This window comes from Erwinia rhapontici (genome assembly GCF_020683125.1).
Classification (GTDB): domain Bacteria; phylum Pseudomonadota; class Gammaproteobacteria; order Enterobacterales; family Enterobacteriaceae; genus Erwinia; species Erwinia rhapontici.
Genome location: NZ_CP085627.1, coordinates 1103715 through 1120644 on the forward strand (window position 1 = coordinate 1103715; position 16930 = coordinate 1120644).

The 16930-nt window shown below is 52.9% G+C and carries 18 protein-coding genes and 1 other RNA gene; 11 read left to right on the forward strand and 8 right to left on the reverse strand.

Annotated features, from left to right (window positions below):
* The first annotated feature begins 21 nt into the window (after positions 1-21).
* The 3 genes from ppiD (at position 22) to LJN55_RS05170 (ending at position 2872) form a co-directional block, all read left to right on the forward strand.
* On the forward strand, positions 22-1893 hold the full coding sequence (gene ppiD / locus LJN55_RS05160; RefSeq protein ID WP_133845772.1) for a peptidylprolyl isomerase: 1872 nt from the start codon (positions 22-24) through the stop codon (positions 1891-1893).
* A gap of 139 nt (positions 1894-2032) precedes the next feature.
* Positions 2033-2362, forward strand: a complete 330-nt coding sequence (locus LJN55_RS05165) for a ComEA family DNA-binding protein (RefSeq protein WP_133845771.1) — start codon at positions 2033-2035, stop codon at positions 2360-2362.
* A gap of 111 nt (positions 2363-2473) precedes the next feature.
* Entirely contained in the window at positions 2474-2872 is a 399-nt protein-coding gene (locus LJN55_RS05170; protein ID WP_337707281.1) for an acyl-CoA thioesterase, read from the forward strand.
* 30 nt (positions 2873-2902) lie between these two features.
* Here the strand turns inward: LJN55_RS05170 and queC are convergent, their stop codons facing one another.
* Positions 2903-3598 carry a 7-cyano-7-deazaguanine synthase QueC gene (gene queC, locus LJN55_RS05175; RefSeq protein WP_133845769.1) on the reverse strand — a complete coding sequence of 232 codons (696 nt, stop codon included), beginning with the start codon at positions 3596-3598 and terminating at the stop codon, positions 2903-2905.
* Between the two features lie 69 nt (positions 3599-3667).
* Positions 3668-5368: an SgrR family transcriptional regulator gene (locus tag LJN55_RS05180; RefSeq protein ID WP_133845768.1), complete on the reverse strand. Its 1701-nt coding sequence runs from the start codon at positions 5366-5368 to the stop codon at positions 3668-3670.
* Between the two features lie 103 nt (positions 5369-5471).
* Between LJN55_RS05180 and cof the strand changes: the two genes are divergently transcribed.
* Positions 5472-6290 carry an HMP-PP phosphatase gene (gene cof, locus LJN55_RS05185; RefSeq protein ID WP_133845786.1) on the forward strand — a complete coding sequence of 273 codons (819 nt, stop codon included), beginning with the start codon at positions 5472-5474 and terminating at the stop codon, positions 6288-6290.
* Between the two features lie 49 nt (positions 6291-6339).
* On the opposite strand, the gene LJN55_RS05190 is transcribed toward cof, so the two are convergent.
* Positions 6340-7272, reverse strand: a complete 933-nt coding sequence (locus tag LJN55_RS05190; RefSeq protein WP_456075870.1) for a DMT family transporter — start codon at positions 7270-7272, stop codon at positions 6340-6342.
* Between the two features lie 102 nt (positions 7273-7374).
* Here LJN55_RS05190 and LJN55_RS05195 point away from each other — a divergent pair, with 102 nt between their 5' ends.
* The 5 genes from LJN55_RS05195 (at position 7375) to amtB (ending at position 13330) form a co-directional block, all read left to right on the forward strand.
* Positions 7375-7848 (forward strand): Lrp/AsnC family transcriptional regulator, encoded by a 474-nt coding sequence (locus tag LJN55_RS05195; protein ID WP_133845766.1) that lies wholly within the window; start codon positions 7375-7377, stop codon positions 7846-7848.
* 24 nt (positions 7849-7872) lie between these two features.
* The gene (locus LJN55_RS05200; RefSeq protein ID WP_227535795.1) at positions 7873-9642 is read left to right on the forward strand and encodes a SmdA family multidrug ABC transporter permease/ATP-binding protein; all 1770 of its coding nucleotides are present in this window, start codon (positions 7873-7875) and stop codon (positions 9640-9642) included.
* Positions 9635-11398: a SmdB family multidrug efflux ABC transporter permease/ATP-binding protein gene (locus LJN55_RS05205; protein WP_133845764.1), complete on the forward strand. Its 1764-nt coding sequence runs from the start codon at positions 9635-9637 to the stop codon at positions 11396-11398. Before LJN55_RS05200 ends, LJN55_RS05205 begins: the two co-directional genes overlap by 8 nt.
* Before the next feature lie 272 nt (positions 11399-11670).
* Entirely contained in the window at positions 11671-12009 is a 339-nt protein-coding gene (glnK, locus tag LJN55_RS05210) for a P-II family nitrogen regulator (protein WP_227535796.1), read from the forward strand.
* A gap of 19 nt (positions 12010-12028) precedes the next feature.
* Entirely contained in the window at positions 12029-13330 is a 1302-nt protein-coding gene (gene amtB / locus LJN55_RS05215) for an ammonium transporter AmtB (protein WP_171148780.1), read from the forward strand.
* A 94-nt stretch (positions 13331-13424) separates the two neighbouring features.
* Here amtB and tesB read toward each other — a convergent pair whose 3' ends face one another.
* Positions 13425-14285: an acyl-CoA thioesterase II gene (gene tesB / locus LJN55_RS05220; RefSeq protein WP_133845762.1), complete on the reverse strand. Its 861-nt coding sequence runs from the start codon at positions 14283-14285 to the stop codon at positions 13425-13427.
* A gap of 225 nt (positions 14286-14510) precedes the next feature.
* Between tesB and LJN55_RS05225 the strand changes: the two genes are divergently transcribed.
* The gene (locus LJN55_RS05225; protein WP_133845761.1) at positions 14511-15068 is read left to right on the forward strand and encodes a YbaY family lipoprotein; all 558 of its coding nucleotides are present in this window, start codon (positions 14511-14513) and stop codon (positions 15066-15068) included.
* A gap of 29 nt (positions 15069-15097) precedes the next feature.
* Here LJN55_RS05225 and LJN55_RS05230 read toward each other — a convergent pair whose 3' ends face one another.
* Positions 15098-15412: an MGMT family protein gene (locus LJN55_RS05230; RefSeq protein ID WP_133845785.1), complete on the reverse strand. Its 315-nt coding sequence runs from the start codon at positions 15410-15412 to the stop codon at positions 15098-15100.
* Positions 15413-15545: 133 nt separating this feature from the next.
* Between LJN55_RS05230 and ffs the strand changes: the two genes are divergently transcribed.
* An RNA gene (ffs, locus tag LJN55_RS05235) (signal recognition particle sRNA small type) lies at positions 15546-15642 on the forward strand.
* A gap of 61 nt (positions 15643-15703) precedes the next feature.
* On the opposite strand, the gene LJN55_RS05240 is transcribed toward ffs, so the two are convergent.
* The 3 genes from LJN55_RS05240 to LJN55_RS05250 form a co-directional block, all read right to left on the reverse strand.
* Positions 15704-15922, reverse strand: a complete 219-nt coding sequence (locus LJN55_RS05240) for an HHA domain-containing protein (protein WP_133845760.1) — start codon at positions 15920-15922, stop codon at positions 15704-15706.
* Between the two features lie 29 nt (positions 15923-15951).
* Complete coding sequence (gene tomB / locus LJN55_RS05245) at positions 15952-16332, reverse strand: Hha toxicity modulator TomB (protein ID WP_133845759.1); 381 nt, start codon at positions 16330-16332, stop codon at positions 15952-15954.
* A gap of 147 nt (positions 16333-16479) precedes the next feature.
* Positions 16480-16833 (reverse strand): hypothetical protein, encoded by a 354-nt coding sequence (locus tag LJN55_RS05250; RefSeq protein ID WP_159337511.1) that lies wholly within the window; start codon positions 16831-16833, stop codon positions 16480-16482.
* Positions 16834-16930 lie beyond the last annotated feature (97 nt).

Consider the following 16930-nt stretch of genomic DNA (forward strand, 5'->3'; position numbering starts at 1 on the left):
ACAGCGGAGTGTTGTCACACCATGATGGACAATTTACGCGCGGCGTCGAACCATGTCGTGCTCAAAATTATACTGGGCCTGATCATCCTGTCTTTTGTCCTTACCGGCGTAGGCGGGTATCTGACAGGCGGTTCCGGTGATTACGCAGCCAAAGTCAACGGCCAGGAAATCAGTCGTGCACAGCTTGAACGTGCTTTCAGCAGCGAACGTGCGCGTCAGCAGCAGATGCTGGGCGAACAGTTCTCGGCTCTGGCAGGTAACGAAGGTTACATGCAGCAGATCCGTCAACAGGCGCTCTCACAGCTGATTGATGAACTGTTACTGGACCAGTATGCCAAAGATATCGGCCTGGCCATCAGTGACGAGCAAATCAAACAGGCCATCTTTACTCAGCCTGCGTTTCAGACTGAGGGTAAATTTGATAATGCCAAGTACATGGGCATCATTAATAACATGGGCTTCTCTGCCGATCAGTATGCTGAAGCCCTGCGTAAGCAACTGACCACTCAGCAGCTTATCCAGTCCGTTACCGGAACAGATTTTGTGCTGGCTAATGAAACCGATTCTCTGGCGGCACTGGTTTCTCAGCAGCGTCTGGTGCGTGAAGTGACGATTAACGTCAACGCGCTGGTGGCAAAGCAAACCGTGACCCCGGAAGAGATCAACAACTACTACCAGCAGAACAAAAATAGCTTTATGACGCCTGAGCAGTTCCGCGTTAGCTACATCAAACTGGATGCGGCGAGCATGCAGCAACCGGTGAGCGAGAGCGACATCCAGAGCTGGTACGATCAACATCAGCAGGATTACACCCAGCCGCAGCGCAATCGCTACAGCATCATTCAGACCAAAACTGAAGCCGAAGCGCAGTCAGTACTGGATGCACTGAAGAAGGGCGGTGATTTTGCTGCTCTGGCGAAAGAGAAATCATCGGATCCTATTTCTGCCCGCAACGGTGGTGATATGGGCTGGCTTGAACCGGCCACCACGCCGGATGAGCTGACGAATGCAGGCCTGAAAGAGAAAGGTCAGTTATCGGGTGTGATCTCGTCATCGGTTGGCTTTATCGTGGCTCGTCTGGATGACATTCAGCCTGAAAAAATCAAAGCGCTGGCAGAAGTGCATGATGATATTGCCGCAAAAGTGAAGCAGGAAAAAGCGGTCGACGCTTACTACAAACTGCAGCAGAAAGTGAGCGATGCCGCAAGTAACGATAACGAGTCTCTGGCCAGTGCTGAGCAGGTTGCCGGTGTTAAAGCCGTTGAAACAGGTTGGTTTGGTCATGACAGCCTGCCTGCCGAGCTGAACTTTAAAGCCGTACAGGATGCGATCTTCAGCGGTAATCTGGTGGGTGGAAACGGTACGCCGGGAAGTAATTCAGACATCATCACCGTTGATGGTGACCGTGCCTTTGTGCTGCGCATCAGCGAACACAAGCCGGAAGCCGTGAAAGCACTGAATGAAGTGACTGCACAGATTACCGATACCCTGAAGCAGCAGAAAGCGCAGCAGGAAGCGAAAGCACAGGCTGACAAACTGCTGGCTGAACTGAAAGCAGGCAAAGGTGATGAAGCTCTGAAAGCGGCAGGCCTGACCTTTGGTGCACAGCAGACGCTGTCACGTACCGGTCAGGATGCGCTGTCTCAGGCAGCCTTTACCCTTCCTCTGCCATCAGAAGGTAAACCTTCATTCGGTGTCAGTGAAGATGCGCAGGGCAACGTCGTCGTGATGGCACTTGATAAAGTGCAGCAGGGCACCATGCCTGAAGCGCAGAAGCAGGCTCTGGTTCAGGGCATTACGCAGAACAATGCACAGCTGGCTTTCGCAGCCATGTTGAGCAACCTGCGTAAGGACGCCAAAATCAAATACGGTGCCGCCGCTCAAGCACAGTAAGCCTCGCAGTTCTACTGCAACTGCTTGCAACACAAAAGGCCGCTTATGCGGCCTTTTCCATTTTTGAAAACTGCCGTTTGCCGGTGTGGCGGTGGGGCGTTAGGGTAGCGTTGCTGTCAAACACATGGAGGAAAACAGCATGATTAATCGTACCTTACAGGCTCTCTCGCTCGCTCTGGCCATCGGACTGACGTTGCCCATCAGTGTCAGTGCCGCTCCCACTGCTGCACCTGCCACTAAAATGGCGCCTGCGAAAGTGCCGGCTGAAAATGCAGCGCAGGTCAGTATCAATAGCGCCAGCGCCCAGGAATTAATGGCGGTGATGAACGGCGTTGGGATAAAAAAGGCGGAGTCTATTGTCAGTTATCGTGAGAAATATGGCCCCTTCACCGATCTCGAGCAATTAAAGGAAGTGCCTGGCATGGGTAACACGTTGGTGGAACGGAATATTGCGAATCTTAAATTGTGATCTGCATCCAGGGTCGGCAAGTCTTACTGCAAGTCGATCCGTCTGACTGCTAATATTGATGAGGTCATACCAGTTGGTGTGGCCTTTTTTTATGACAGAGGACGCAGCACGATGCAGACCACCATTAAAGTACGCGGCTACCATCTGGATGTTTATCAGCATGTGAACAATGCCCGCTACCTTGAGTTCCTTGAAGAAGCCCGCTGGGCCTGGCTGGAAGAGAGCGAGGCGTTTCACTGGATGAATAAGCTCGGCATGGCGTTTGTGGTGGTGAATATCAATATCAATTATCGCCGCCCGGCGGTCATGGGGGATGTACTGGTTATCGACAGTCAACTGATGACACTGGGGGGGAAGAGTGGCGTCATTGATCAGCGGGTTTCCCTGCAATCTGATGGCAGTGCCATCGCCGATGCATTGCTCACCTTTGTCTGCATCGATCTGAACTCGAAGAAAGCCCTGCCGCTGGAGGGCGAACTTCGGTTGCAGCTGGAAACCATTAATCAGTAGGAGCGAGAGATACGTCGCTCCTGGAAGAAATCAAACCAGTCCGGTTTTGGTTTTCATTGCCTGCATAACGGCAGCCGTGTTTTGCTGGTAGTCATGCAGGCCGTTGGCACGCAGATGACAGGCGGCACATTCACCACAACCATCACCCTGAATGCCGTTATAACAGGTCAGTGTCTGGTGACGAATCAGAGGGAGTTGCTGCCAGTAATCTGCCAGTGCCCAGGTTTCCGCTTTATTCAGCCACATCAGCGGCGTTTCGAAACGGATATCCCGCGCCATACCGAGGTTAACCGCATGGTTCAGTGCTTTAACAAATTCGTCACGGCAGTCGGGATAGCCGGAGAAGTCTGTCTCACAGACGCCAGTGATCACCGCTTCGGCCTCAATCTGGTAAGCATAGATTGCTGCGAAGGTTAAAAACAGGATATTACGGCCTGGTACAAAGGTGCTTGGCAGGCCACTGGCTGTCGGGTCGTAAGCCGGGACCGGGATGTTATCGCGTGTCAGGCTACTGACAGCCAGCTCGTTGAGCATGGTCACATCCAGCACTTTGTGCGCGCGGGCGCCCAGCGATAGTGACAGTGTCCGGGCAACGTCGATTTCCGCACGGTGACGTTGGCCGTAATCAAAAGTCACGCAGTGTACTTCGTCGTACTGCTGTAAGGCCTGAATCAGACAGGTTGTTGAATCCTGTCCACCGCTGAATACCACCACTGCACGTTTCATACTTAATCTTTCCCGGTTAGTTTCTGCCAGCTATGGTAATACCTTGCCACACAGAAAGGTATCCCCTCTTCAGACGATGTCGACGGGCGGCGGTATCCACGCACGGGAGAAATCAAACCAGCCCCAGGCGTTTAATCGTATGCCTTCAACATCCGGCGGTGCACTGACCTGATAACGATAGTTAAACAGCGGGGTGATCACCGCATCCAACATCAGTTGCTGGTACAACGTTTTTAACCGCTGGTGGCGTTGCTCCAGATCCGGGTAACGCTGCAGGTCATCTAACTGTGTCAGCAGCATTTTCCAACCTGCGGCACCGGATAATATCGGCCACATCGGGTCGAGCCGCAGCCAGCTCTCCAGCGTAAACATCGGCGCTTCGCCAATTAGCCTGTCGCCCATAATCAGGTCAGCCTGTGCAAGTAACGGATAATCTTGCCAGTTTTTTTGTGGATGAAAATGCAGCGTCAACTGACATCCCTGAGTGGCAAGCAGTTGCTGAAGCTTTGCCGCCATAGCGTGCAGCTCCACCGGCAGGTGGTAGTGCAAGCTAAGTTGTGCAGGCAGGATGATATCGGGTTCGGGTTGCCAGTCAGGTATGTGCCAGCCCGGCAGCATTTCACTGCTGGGCGTGATGAGTCCTTCTTCTAATGGCAGCTGTTCAATAATGCCGGACTGATGTACCAGCGACATAATGTGCCGGGCCTGAGCGGGCGAGAGCCCCGCGCGTTCACCTATCGCCAGATAACAGAATCCGAGGCTGATACGCTGGCTAACCGGTTGAAGGGCTTTTAAATCCTGCTGCGCACCAATGGCGATCTGAACAGGATGGCGGCAGCTGGTGCCCAGTCCGGGGTCGAAAAGCTGTGGTGCAATCCAGTATTCAATCGCCTGCATTAGTGGATGTGTAGCGTGATACCAGCCGTGACTTTCCAGACGCAGCAAAGCAGGCGAATTGACCATCAACCGCCACGGCCCGGTGCCAATATCCGGATTATCCGGGTGCGGCAGCAGGCAGGGGACACTTGCCAGACGATGTGCCAGCCAGTTGTCCTGCGTATGCAGATCGATGCGCACGCACAGTGCATGGGCCTGGATAACCGTTTTGACGCTGGACAGCAGACGCTGACCGACCGGGCTGTCCAGGATCATGAGTAGCCGTTGTTGCAGTTGCCCGGTGGTGACCGCTTCGCCATGATGCCAGCGCAACTGCGGGCGCAAAAAAAAGAACCAACTCAGGCCATCATCACTGACTTGCCAGTGATGGGCCAGATCCGGCACGGCGTCATCTCCTGACAGGCGGCTTAATCCGGCAAAGACCTGCTGGGCCAGATGCTGTTCAGCACGGCCGGGCTGCATAAGCGGGCGCAGGGGGTCAAGCGAGCGGTAATAGGGAATACGTAACGTTGGCTGGTTGTTCTGCCATTGTCCGCCCATAAAAGGCTGGAGGAGCTGACTGAGTTGCTCCGGGGCCAGAGGCACAAGTTGCAGAGCGTGTTGTGGATGACCGTTATCGAGCTGCTGCAACATCAGTTCACTGCGCAGCGTGGCGGGAGATTGCAGAAAGGTCAGAAGGCCACGTTTTCCACGCCCGGATGAGGCATGCCACGTCAGCCAGCCGCATGACTGCCACTGGCGCAGCAGGGTGCGTATATGCCGCTCACTGCAAAAACAGCACTGAGCGATATCAGCGACACTGGTTGACTGAGGTTGCCCGGCGCTGTGTTGCCACAAACGCTGATACTGGTTCAAACGATTGAGTTGTCTCATCTCACCTTAAACCCGGAACAGTTTAAAAAAAGTATTCACTATTAGTTCCGTAAATGCCAGAGGATACTCAGTGCAGATGAAAAACCCATCAACCGGAGAGAAAATGGTGCGTCTTGCTGCATTTGATATGGATGGTACGTTGCTGATGCCTGACCATCAGTTGGGGCAACAAACCCTGCTCAGTCTGCGCGCGCTCCAGGCGCACCCGGTACAGCTCACTTTTGCCACCGGGCGTCACTTTATGGAGATGCAGCCGCTCATGCGGAATTACGATCTGCCGGCTTTTCTTATCAGCGGTAACGGCACACGTATTCATGATCCGTTCGGTGAGCTGCTTTATGCCAGCGATTTGCCACCGGCGGTGGCAAGGCGGGTGATCCATAGCCACTGGGATACGCGTGCCAGCCTTCACGTTTTTAACGACAGCGGCTGGTTTACTCACGACGAGCTCCCGGAGATTTTACAAGCCCATCAGCTGTCTGATTTCCGTTATCAGGTCATTGATCTGCGTACTCTTCCCGAACACCAGGTGACTAAAGTCTGCTTTATCGCTGATTATCAGGAGCTGTGCGCGCTAAAAATTCAGCTGCGCGAGGCTCTGGGAAACAGCGCTCACCTCTGTTTTTCCGCGCAGGATTGTCTCGAAGTACTGCCTCTGGACTGTAACAAAGGGGCGGCGCTGGCACATCTGACTGCGAGGCTCGGCGTGTCGATGGCGGAGTGCATGGCGTTTGGTGATGCAATGAACGATTTGGAGATGCTGGGGCGCGTGGGTCACGGTTTCGTTATGCGCAATGCGATGCATGAACTGAAATCACAACTGCCCCATTTACCGGTTATTGGCGATTGTGCGACACAGGGCGTGTCTCATTACCTCAACCACTGGCTTACCACACCACACCTGGTCTATTCCCCCGAATAATCAGTTCATTGGTCAGTGTGCCGGACAAGGATGTCCGGCTTTTTCGTTTTTAACGGCGCAAGACGGGATTTGCCACCCGTGAAGGCGGGTGGCTTCGCGCACCACGATACAGTGTGAGTAAAATCCCCAGTAAAAATGGCAACAGCAGTAGTAACGATTCGCGGCTGATACTACTGCCATTGATTTCACTTTCCAGCGTGATGGCGATCAGCGGGAACACCAGAAAAACCAGTGATGCCTGAAACGGCCGGGCGACCTGCTGCAAAGCAAAGTAGGCCAGAATACCGCCCACGCCAGCGACGACACCCAAATAAGCGATAGCCAGCAGCGCCTGCGGAGCAAAGGTAGTGACATCGGGAGCTTCCGTCAGCCCTGCCAGCGTCAGTATTAATCCCGCACCGAGGCAGGGCAGCGCGTTGTAGCTCAGCACTGAAATTCCGCCACAGCGCTTTTTACACTGAACGTACATCATTGCGTGAATAAGCACGGCAGCGACCAGGGCCAGAATTCCACGTATCTGGCTTTCGCCGCTGTCGCGGGTTTCATGCCACAGGATCGTGCTTAATGCGCCAAGACTGATGGCCAGCCCGAGCAGCTGTTGACGCGAGGTTCGTTCGCGCAGAAACAGCAGGGAAGCCGCGAGGACGGCGGCGGGCATGGTAGCAAAGATAATCGCCGCCAGGCTGGAAGAGGTATAGCGTTCGCCATAAATCATCAGCGTAAATGGAATGGCGAAATAGAACAGCATAACGCAGAGTTGAAAACTTCGCTGGCCTGCCGGAAACAATAGCGGGGCTTTTTTATAACGCGCCAGCAGCAGGAGCAGCGGGGCGGCGCAGAGAAAGCGCAGACCGGTGGCAAAGACAGGGGGAACGGTAGCAACGGTCATTTTCATCGCCATCCATGTGGTCCCCCATGTGAGAGCTACGGCGCTGAATAAAGCTATGATCAACAGGTTACGGTAAGTGTTGGTATGCATCATGGTCATCCCTGAATGAGCTAATGGTGAGTCACCAGATTAACCAAACGGCAGGGGAAAAGGTTGCTATAATAGTGCTGCATTTTTGGCTTGTAGGAGAAAATTTTGCTACCAATACCGCTGGATAAAAAAGATCGCTTGCTGTTAAACCTGCTCCAGCAGGATTGCACGCTCTCTCTGCAGGCGCTGGCTGATGCCGTCAGCCTGACCACCACTCCCTGCTGGAAGCGCTTGAAAAGACTGGAGGATGAAGGCTATATTCGCGGCCGGGTTGCTTTACTCGATGGTGAAAAGCTTGGACTGAGCCTTACCGCCTTTGTTCTAATCAAAACTCAGCAGCACAGCAGCCTGTGGTATCAGCAATTTGTTGATGTGGTACAGGCGATGCCGGAAGTCATGGGTTTCTACCGGATGGCCGGAGAGTATGACTATCTGCTGCGCGTGCAGGTTGCAGATATGAAAAGCTACGATGGTTTTTACAAACGGTTGGTGAACGGCGTACCGGGTCTGATCGATGTCACTTCGAGTTTTGCGATGGAAGAGATAAAATACACCACCGCTTTGCCGGTTGCCCTTTAACCAGCCGATAATCAGGACATTTTTTTGCGACTTTTTAGCCAACTAAGCTGGTATTTTTTGCGCGAATGGCGCCGCTATCTCGGTGCGGTTTTGCTGTTAATCGTGATTGCCTTGCTGCAACTCCTGCCACCACATGTGGTGGGAAAGATCGTCGATGGCGTCAGTCGCGATGGGATGAGCAACGGCCAACTGATGATGTGGGTTGGCGTGATGCTGGCTACGGCAATCATCGTCTATTTATTGCGTTATGTCTGGCGCGTGCTGTTGTTCGGTGCCTCCTATCAGTTGGCGGTAGAACTGCGTGAAGATTTTTATCGCCAGCTCAGCCGTCAGCACCCCGGATTCTATTTACGCCATCGTACCGGTGATCTGATTGCCCGTGCCACTAACGATGTTGACCGGGTGGTGTTCGCGGCAGGCGAAGGCGTACTGACGCTGGTGGATTCACTGGTGATGGGCATGGCCGTACTGATTGTGATGAGTACCCAGATTAGCGGTACCTTAACCCTGCTTGCCCTGTTACCGATGCCGATCATGGCGCTGGTGATCAAACGTTACGGCGATCAGTTACATCATCGCTTTAAGCTAGCCCAGGCTGCTTTCTCCTCGCTAAACGACCAGACGCAGGAAAGCCTGAGCAGCATCCGTATGATTAAAGCCTTCGGGCTGGAAGATCATCAGTCAGGCCAGTTTGCGGCGATTGCTAAAGACACCGGAGAGAAGAATCTGCGCGTGGCGCGGGTGGATGCACGCTTCGATCCGACGATCTACATCGCTATTGGCATGTCAAATCTGCTGGCGATTGGCGGCGGCAGCTGGATGGTCTGGCACGGCACAATGACCCTCGGGCAGCTCACCAGCTTTGTCATGTATCTGGGGCTGATGATCTGGCCCATGCTGGCGCTGGCGTGGATGTTTAATATTGTCGAGCGTGGTAGCGCCGCCTGGATACGAATCCAGGCATTGTTAGCAGAAGCGCCTGCCGTGGTTGATGGAGACAAACCGTTGCCAGAGGGGCGCGGCCTGTTGCAGATTTCGGTGCGGGAGTTTTGTTACCCCGGGGCGCAGCAACCTGCGTTGCGTAATCTGAAGGTTCAGGTTAATCCAGGGCAAATGCTGGGGCTTTGTGGCCCAACGGGATCGGGTAAAAGCACTTTACTCAGTTTGATCCAGCGTCACTTCGATATTGATCAGGGCGATATTCGTTACCACGATATCCCTCTGCCGCAGTTGCAGCTCGATGGCTGGCGTAGCCGACTGGCGGTAGTCAGTCAGACGCCATTCCTGTTCTCCGACAGCGTCGCTAACAATATTGCGCTGGGGTGTCCTGGTGCAACGCAAAGTGAGATTGAGCACGCTGCACAGCTTGCCTTTGTTCATGACGACATTTTACGGCTCCCTGAGGGCTATCAAACTGAAGTGGGCGAACGTGGTGTGATGCTGTCGGGTGGGCAGAAACAACGTATCTCCATTGCCCGGGCATTGCTGCTGAATGCCGAGATTCTGGTGCTGGATGATGCCCTCTCTGCGGTAGATGGCCGCACTGAACACCAAATCCTGCATAACCTGCGCAGTTGGGGCGAAGGACGTACGATTATTATCAGCGCTCATCGTCTCTCTGCCCTGACCGAGGCCAGTGAAATTCTGGTCCTGCAACACGGGCAGGTTGCGCAGCGTGGCGATCATGAGCAACTGGCCGCCGCTTCAGGCTGGTATCGCGATATGTACCGTTACCAACAGCTGGAAGCGGCACTGGACGACGATGAAACAGAACAGGGAGCTGCGCATGGCTAATGTCACTCAATTGTGGCCAACCATTAAACGGCTGCTCTCCTACGGTGCGCCGTGGCGTAAGTCCCTGAGCCTGGCCGTGCTGATGCTGTGGGTGGCCGCTGCCGCCGAAGTGCTGGGACCTGTTTTAGTCAGCTACTTTATCGACAATATGGTGGCAAAACACCGTATGCCTGTTGGACTGGCCGCTGGCCTTGTGGTCAGTTTTCTGCTGTTGCAACTGTTGGCGGCGGCGCTGCATTATTGTCAGGCACTGTTATTTAATCAGGCCGCCGTTGGCGTGGTACAGCGCCTGCGTACTGATGTGATGGATGCTGCACTTCGCCAGCCTTTGGGCGCATTTGATACCCAGCCGGTCGGGCAGATTATTTCGCGTGTTACCAATGATACCGAGGTGGTACGTGATCTCTACGTGACCGTTGTTGCCACTGTATTGCGCAGTGCAGCGCTGGTGGGGGCGATGCTGGTGGCGATGTTCAGTCTTGACTGGCGCATGGCGCTGGTTGCCATCACCATTTTCCCGGCGGTACTGATCGTTATGCTGATTTACCAGCGTTACAGCACGCCGATTGTGCGCCGGGTGCGCAGCTATCTGGCAGAAATCAATAACGGCTTCAATGAAGTCATCAATGGCATGAGTGTGATCCAGCAGTTTCGCCAGCAGGCTCGTTTCGGTGAACGTATGGGGGAGGCCAGCCGCTCTCATTATATGGCGCGTATGCAGACGCTAAGGCTGGATGGTTTTCTCCTGCGACCCCTGCTCAGCCTGTTTTCTGCCATGATCCTGTGCGGATTGATGATGCTGTTCGGTTTTTCTTCTGTAGGGTCGATTGAGGTCGGCGTGTTATATGCCTTTATCAACTACCTCGGGCGCCTGAATGAGCCGCTAATCGAACTGACGACCCAGCAATCGATGCTGCAACAGGCGGTGGTGGCGGGTGAGCGTATCTTTGAACTGATGGATGCGCCACGTCAGCCATATGGCGATGACAACACGCCACTTGCCAGCGGCAGTATCGATATTCGTGATGTGACCTTTGCTTATCGCACTGGCCGCCCGGTGTTAACGGATATTAACCTGTCTGTGCCATCGCGCCATTTTGTCGCGCTGGTCGGGCACACCGGCAGTGGAAAAAGTACGCTCGCTAACCTGCTTATGGGGTATTACCCGCTCAGCCAGGGCGAGATCAAGCTGGACGGACGTCCACTCGCCTCCCTCAGCCATGCCGCGTTGCGGGGGAGTGTGGCGATGGTACAACAGGATCCAGTGGTGCTGGCCGATACTTTCTTTGCCAATGTCACGCTGGGACGGGATATTAGCGAGGATGCCGTCTGGCAGGCGCTGGAAACGGTACAGCTGGCGGCACTGGCACGTGAGTTACCTGAAGGGATCCATACGCGCTTAGGGGAGCAGGGCAATAATCTCTCCGTTGGACAGAAACAGCTGTTGGCAATGGCGAGGGTGCTGGTGGCCACACCTCAGATCCTGATCCTGGATGAAGCGACCGCGAATATCGATTCCGGTACGGAACAGGCTATCCAGAAAGCCCTGCAGATCGTGCGTCAGCGTACTACGCTGGTGGTGATTGCTCACCGACTGTCAACCATCACCGAAGCCGATACCATTATGGTATTGCACCGTGGGCAGGCAGTGGAGCGTGGCAGCCATCAGCAACTGCTGGCTGCACAAGGGCGCTACTGGCAGATGTACCAACTACAACTTGCGGGTGAGGAGCTGGCAGTGGCAGAGAGCAGCTAAATCGCTGCCGTTGCGCTGCACCAAATTCAGGCGAATAACCACTCAATAACCCTACAAATGCACCGCTCTAACGCATAACGCACCTTTCTGGTGCGTTTTTTCTATACTCCTTTCTGTGCCTTTCTTTTCTCTGTGATCTGCGTCTCAGCTACGACTCAGACCAGCTCTGACTAATCGTCTGAAAAATTCAGATTTTTAAACTCTGGCACAGCCTTTGCTTTAATCATTTCGTGTCGCTGAAACAACCTATTTTTTTACCTGGAGGGGATCGTATGAAGCTGGTTAGCGTGGTAATCAAACCGTTCAAACTGGAAGACGTGCGTGAAGCACTGTCGTCAATCGGCATTCAGGGTCTGACCGTCACTGAAGTCAAAGGCTTCGGCCGCCAGAAAGGGCATGCAGAACTGTATCGCGGTGCTGAATACAGCGTGAACTTCCTGCCAAAAGTAAAAATTGATATTGCTATTGCTGACGACCAGCTTGATGAAGTGGTTGATGTGATTAGTAAAGCGGCCTACACAGGCAAAATTGGTGACGGGAAGATCTTCGTTGCAGAACTGCAACGTGTCATCCGTATTCGCACCGGCGAAACTGACGAAGCAGCACTGTAATTCGGGGCTCAGAATTGTGATGGGATGGGACAAAATGAAAAAACTCGCTAAGTTAGGCCTCGCCGGTGTTGCTCTTTTACCGTCGCTGGCAATGGCCGCTGCTCCTGCAGTAGCCGACAAAGCTGATAACGCCTTTATGATGATCTGCACCGCGCTGGTGCTGTTTATGACAATCCCTGGTATTGCATTGTTCTACGGCGGCCTGATTCGCGCCAAGAACGTGCTGTCGATGCTGACTCAGGTTGCCATGACCTTCGCGATGGTCTGTGTGCTGTGGATGGTTTACGGCTACTCACTGGCGTTCAGCGAGGGCAACGCCTTCTTCGGTAGCTTCAACTGGGCAATGCTGAAAAATATCACCCCTACTGCGGTGATGGGGTCTTACTATCAGTACATCCACGTGGCGTTCCAGGCATCCTTCGCCTGTATCACCGTGGGTCTGATTGTCGGTTCCATCGCAGAACGTATTCGTTTCTCTGCATTGTTGATCTTCGTTGTAATCTGGCTGACCTTCGCTTACCTGCCAATTGCACACATGGTATGGGCAGGCGGCTTCCTGGCAGCTGACGGCGCGCTGGACTTTGCGGGCGGTACTGTTGTTCACATTAACGCCGCGGTAGCAGGCCTGGTGGGTGCTTACCTGGTGGGTAAACGTGCTGGTTTCGGTAAAGAAGCTTTCAAACCCCATAACCTGCCGATGGTGTTCACCGGTACGGCTATTCTGTACTTTGGCTGGTTCGGCTTCAATGCAGGTTCTGCCAGCGCTGCTAACGAAATCGCGGGTCTGGCCTTCCTCAACACCGTGATTGCTACAGCAGGTGCGATGCTGAGCTGGACCTTCGGTGAGTGGGCGCTGCGCGGTAAGCCATCTCTGCTGGGCGTCAGCTCTGGCGTGATTGCCGGCCTGGTGGCTATCACCCCAGCCTGCGGCTATGTGGGTGTGGGCGGTGCACTGATTATTGGTTTGGTTGGTGGATTAGCCGGTCTCTGGGGTGTGACCATCCTGAAGAAATGGCTGCGTGTTGATGACCCTTGTGATGTGTTCGGTGTTCACGGTGTGTGCGGTATCGTAGGCTGCATCCTGACCGGCGTATTTGCCTCCTCTTCACTGGGCGGCGTGGGTTATGCCGAAGGCGTCACCATGGGCCATCAGGTCTGGGTACAGCTGTTCAGCGTCGGTCTGACCATCGTCTGGACTGCGGTTGTTGCCTTCATCGGTTTCAAAGTTGCCGATATGATTGTGGGCCTGCGTGTTCCGGAAGATCAGGAGCGTGAAGGTCTGGACGTCAATAGCCATGGCGAGAATGCTTACAACCAGTAAGTGATTGATGTGCTGAAGGCTGAAGAAAAGTAGCGCGCTAAAAAATAATAAAAGACGAAGCGGGCCATCATGGCCCGCTTTTTTATGCCTCTGATTACGAACGCTGGCGGATCACCCCTTCCTGCACCGTCGATGCCACCAGCACACCCTGCTGGTTCCAGAACTCACCGCGCACAAAACCACGGGCACTGGAGGCAGAAGTGCTCTCTACGCTGTACAGCAGCCATTCGTTGAGGTCAAAGGGACGGTGGAACCACATCGAGTGGTCAATGGTGGCGACTTGCATACCTGGCTCCAGAAAACCTTTTCCGTGAGGCTGCAATGAAACAGGCAGGAAGTTGAAGTCAGACGCATAGCCCAGCAGATACTGATGAATGCGTTTATCCTCCGGCATGCTGCCGTTGGCGCGTAGCCAGGTATAGCGGGCGGGTTTACTGACATGTCCTTTGAGTGGGTTATGGAACTCCACCGGGCGGATCTCAAAGGGTTTTTCGGATAAAAACTTATCACGAGCCTTCTCTGGAATGTATTGCGCCAGTTGGCGAGCAATGTCTGTCTCAGAGGGCAAGTTATCCGGCCCTGGAACCTCAGGCATTGTTTTCTGATGTTCAAAGCCGCTTTCTGGCCCCTGGAATGAGGCCGTCATATAAAAAATGGGCTTGCCGTTCTGCACGGCTTTTACCCGGCGGGCGCTAAAGCTCTGGCCATCGCGCAGATTTTCCACATCATAAATGATCGCTTTCTGGCTATCGCCCGGGCGCAGGAAATAGCTATGGAAGGAGTGGATAATGCGATCCTGTGGAACGGTTTGTTTGGCCGCATACAACGCCTGGCCGACCACCTGTCCACCAAACACCTGGCGCAAACCCAGATCTTCGCTCTGCCCACGAAACAGACCCTCTTCCAGCGTCTCCAGGTCCAGAAGATTTAACAAGTTTTGTAACGCCTGGCCCATATTCTGTTCCTCAATAGTTTTATCGCCACCAGTTTGCGAGATCCGACCAGTTAGCGTCAACGACTGTTTATGCGATCTGTGTGGGAAGCTGATAAAGCCAGACTTGCGGTGCTTCCAGGAAAAAATCAGCAACTTGTGCCAGAATTAAAGCTACGCAGACAGTAATAACTGTCTTTGTGCGGCGAAGTGACTGCCGTAAGCATTGATCGGAAGGAGAAACTATCAATGAAATTTTGGCATGTATTAAGTGGTGCGGCGCTGGTTGTAGCAATTTCAGGCTGTGCTGATAAAAGCAAAGATGTGCCGACGCCGACGCTCGGCTCCCAGGTGGCGGGCCAGCAGACGACGATGAAACAGCCTAACGTGAGCGGTACAGTATGGATCCGCCAAAAGGTGGCTCTGCCGCCGGATGCGGTACTGACAGTGACACTGTCGGATGCTTCGCTGGCGGATGCACCATCGAAGGTGCTATCCCAGCGTGCTGTTCGTACTGAAGGTAAGCAGGCGCCTTTCAAGTTTACCTTGCCGTTTAATCCGGCAGACATTCAACCCAATGCACGCATTCTGCTGAGTGCCGCCGTGACGGTCGACGGTAAAATGCTGTTTATTACTGATACGGTGAAGCAGGTAGTGACCACGGGTGGAACACATCAGGATCTGACATTGGTGCCAGTACCTTCCGTTGCCGTGCCAACGCAGAGCGGAGCTGCCACGACGGTGCCATTAACATCGCCAACGCAGGTTTCCCCTTCTTCTGCCGTACCGGCACCCACCTCACTGTAACGTAGTTTTACGCCCCGAAAGGGGCGTTATCATGGTTGCCAGCGATAACGTTTAAGATCGACCTTTCCTTCCTGGGAGACTTCAATCCCTTCGTCTATTAGTGCTCTGCGCTGTCGACCGAGATCGTCCCCCACCAGCGAGATTTCTCCTTTACGGTTAATCACGCGATACCAGGGAAGTTTACTCCCCGCAGGCAGGCGTTTCAGTACGCCTCCAACCTGACGTGCGGCACGAGGAGAACCGGCTAGCTGAGCGATTTCACCGTAAGTGGTCACATAGCCAAAAGGAATGGCGGCGACAATAGTGTAGATGCGTTGTTGAAAGCTATCGTCTTCGAAGGTCATGGTGTTCCGTACCGGGGAAATAAACTGCAGATCGTGCAAGAAACCAACGGTCATCCCGGGGTTGCTTGCAATTGGCAGGGGCATCATTGATAATGCCTGCGCTCTGGTTACCCAGGGCACTCAATGGGGGCCCGGTTGGTTCTCCCGCAATGCTAATTTGTGAACTCGGTCAGATCCGGAAGGAAGCAGCCGTAACAGATGACGCGTGTGCCGGGATGTAGCTGGCAGGGCCCCCACCCAATTCTGCCCTTACCAGCTTTTCCCGCCTTACTCAAACCAGCAACACACTCATTAACGCACAAACTTCCAAACCGCTACCGGTATCTTGTCATAAAGCTTATTCATTGTGAGTTCCGCCAAACGGTGATCGGCAGCAGAATAAAATATGGCTAATTCGTCATCAGATAATTCGTACTTGTTCTTTTCAATCACGCGCTCAAGCGTGTCGATAGAACGACAACGTCTGAGGCGCATAAGATAATCAGTTTTCGTTAAAAGTTTGTCTGTCATTATTAAACCGTAGAAAAAGTAATGGGTTGCTAAAAGGAATGGCTGGCCTGGGTCCGACTTGTTGCACATTCTTCTGCAAAAATATTGAACAGCCTCTTTGCTGATTTCTGCCAGCGCTGTAAGTCCTGAGCATTAATGCCGTAATTACTGAACAACATGAAGGTGTCATCAAGATATTCATCAACCTGAGTTATCAGATCACTATCCTCAATGTGCTTAATTTTGTAATTCATCGTGAATGCCGCAATATGCTCAATCAGATCGTTAAGCTGTAGATTGGCAGCAGAGGTAGGATCATTAACCCAGCCGTGATGGCTGTCGCCTAACGTTGCAAGGCTTTCATCATACAGGCTTTCACTCAAGAATTTAAGCTGGGCAATATCATGCCTTCTCGGCGAGTATTCGTCCATCTTTTTCCCCTCCTAAGCTTGCGAAACATGCTATTTGACTGCACTTTTAAACATGGTGTGCCAGGAAGTGATAAATACATCTCAACTAAATTTATCTATACAAAATATAACTAAAATTAAAATAAACGTTAGGTGTTTGACTCATTATTACAATTCATCTGACATTGCATTACGATCGTTATCAATGAAATCAAACACCAGCGCATCTGCGTTCCAGCTAAAATTGACTGACTGGTTGGTTGTTTCAAACGTATCAATATCCAGGCAGGCATTGAACACGTTCCAGTGAAAACTATAGTTAAGTTTATAACGCGATTGCTCCAAATGTTCCAGGGAAATAATTCTGATACTGTCGGGAACATATCGCGCATTTGATGAATACCATTCAAGAGATCCCACAAGGTCATCTTCTATTTTGGGAATTATCTGTTGTATCTCTTGCATTAATTCTAGTGGATTAAGCTCGTCTTGACGATATTTTAACAGTAAGGTTTTGCGCATTTTTTCTCCACAGAGTTAATGTTTACTAATCAGGGTAATTGCTTCTGATGGTAAAATAGACCGCTGTATAAATGAAGTGTAGTCTATGGTGATGATT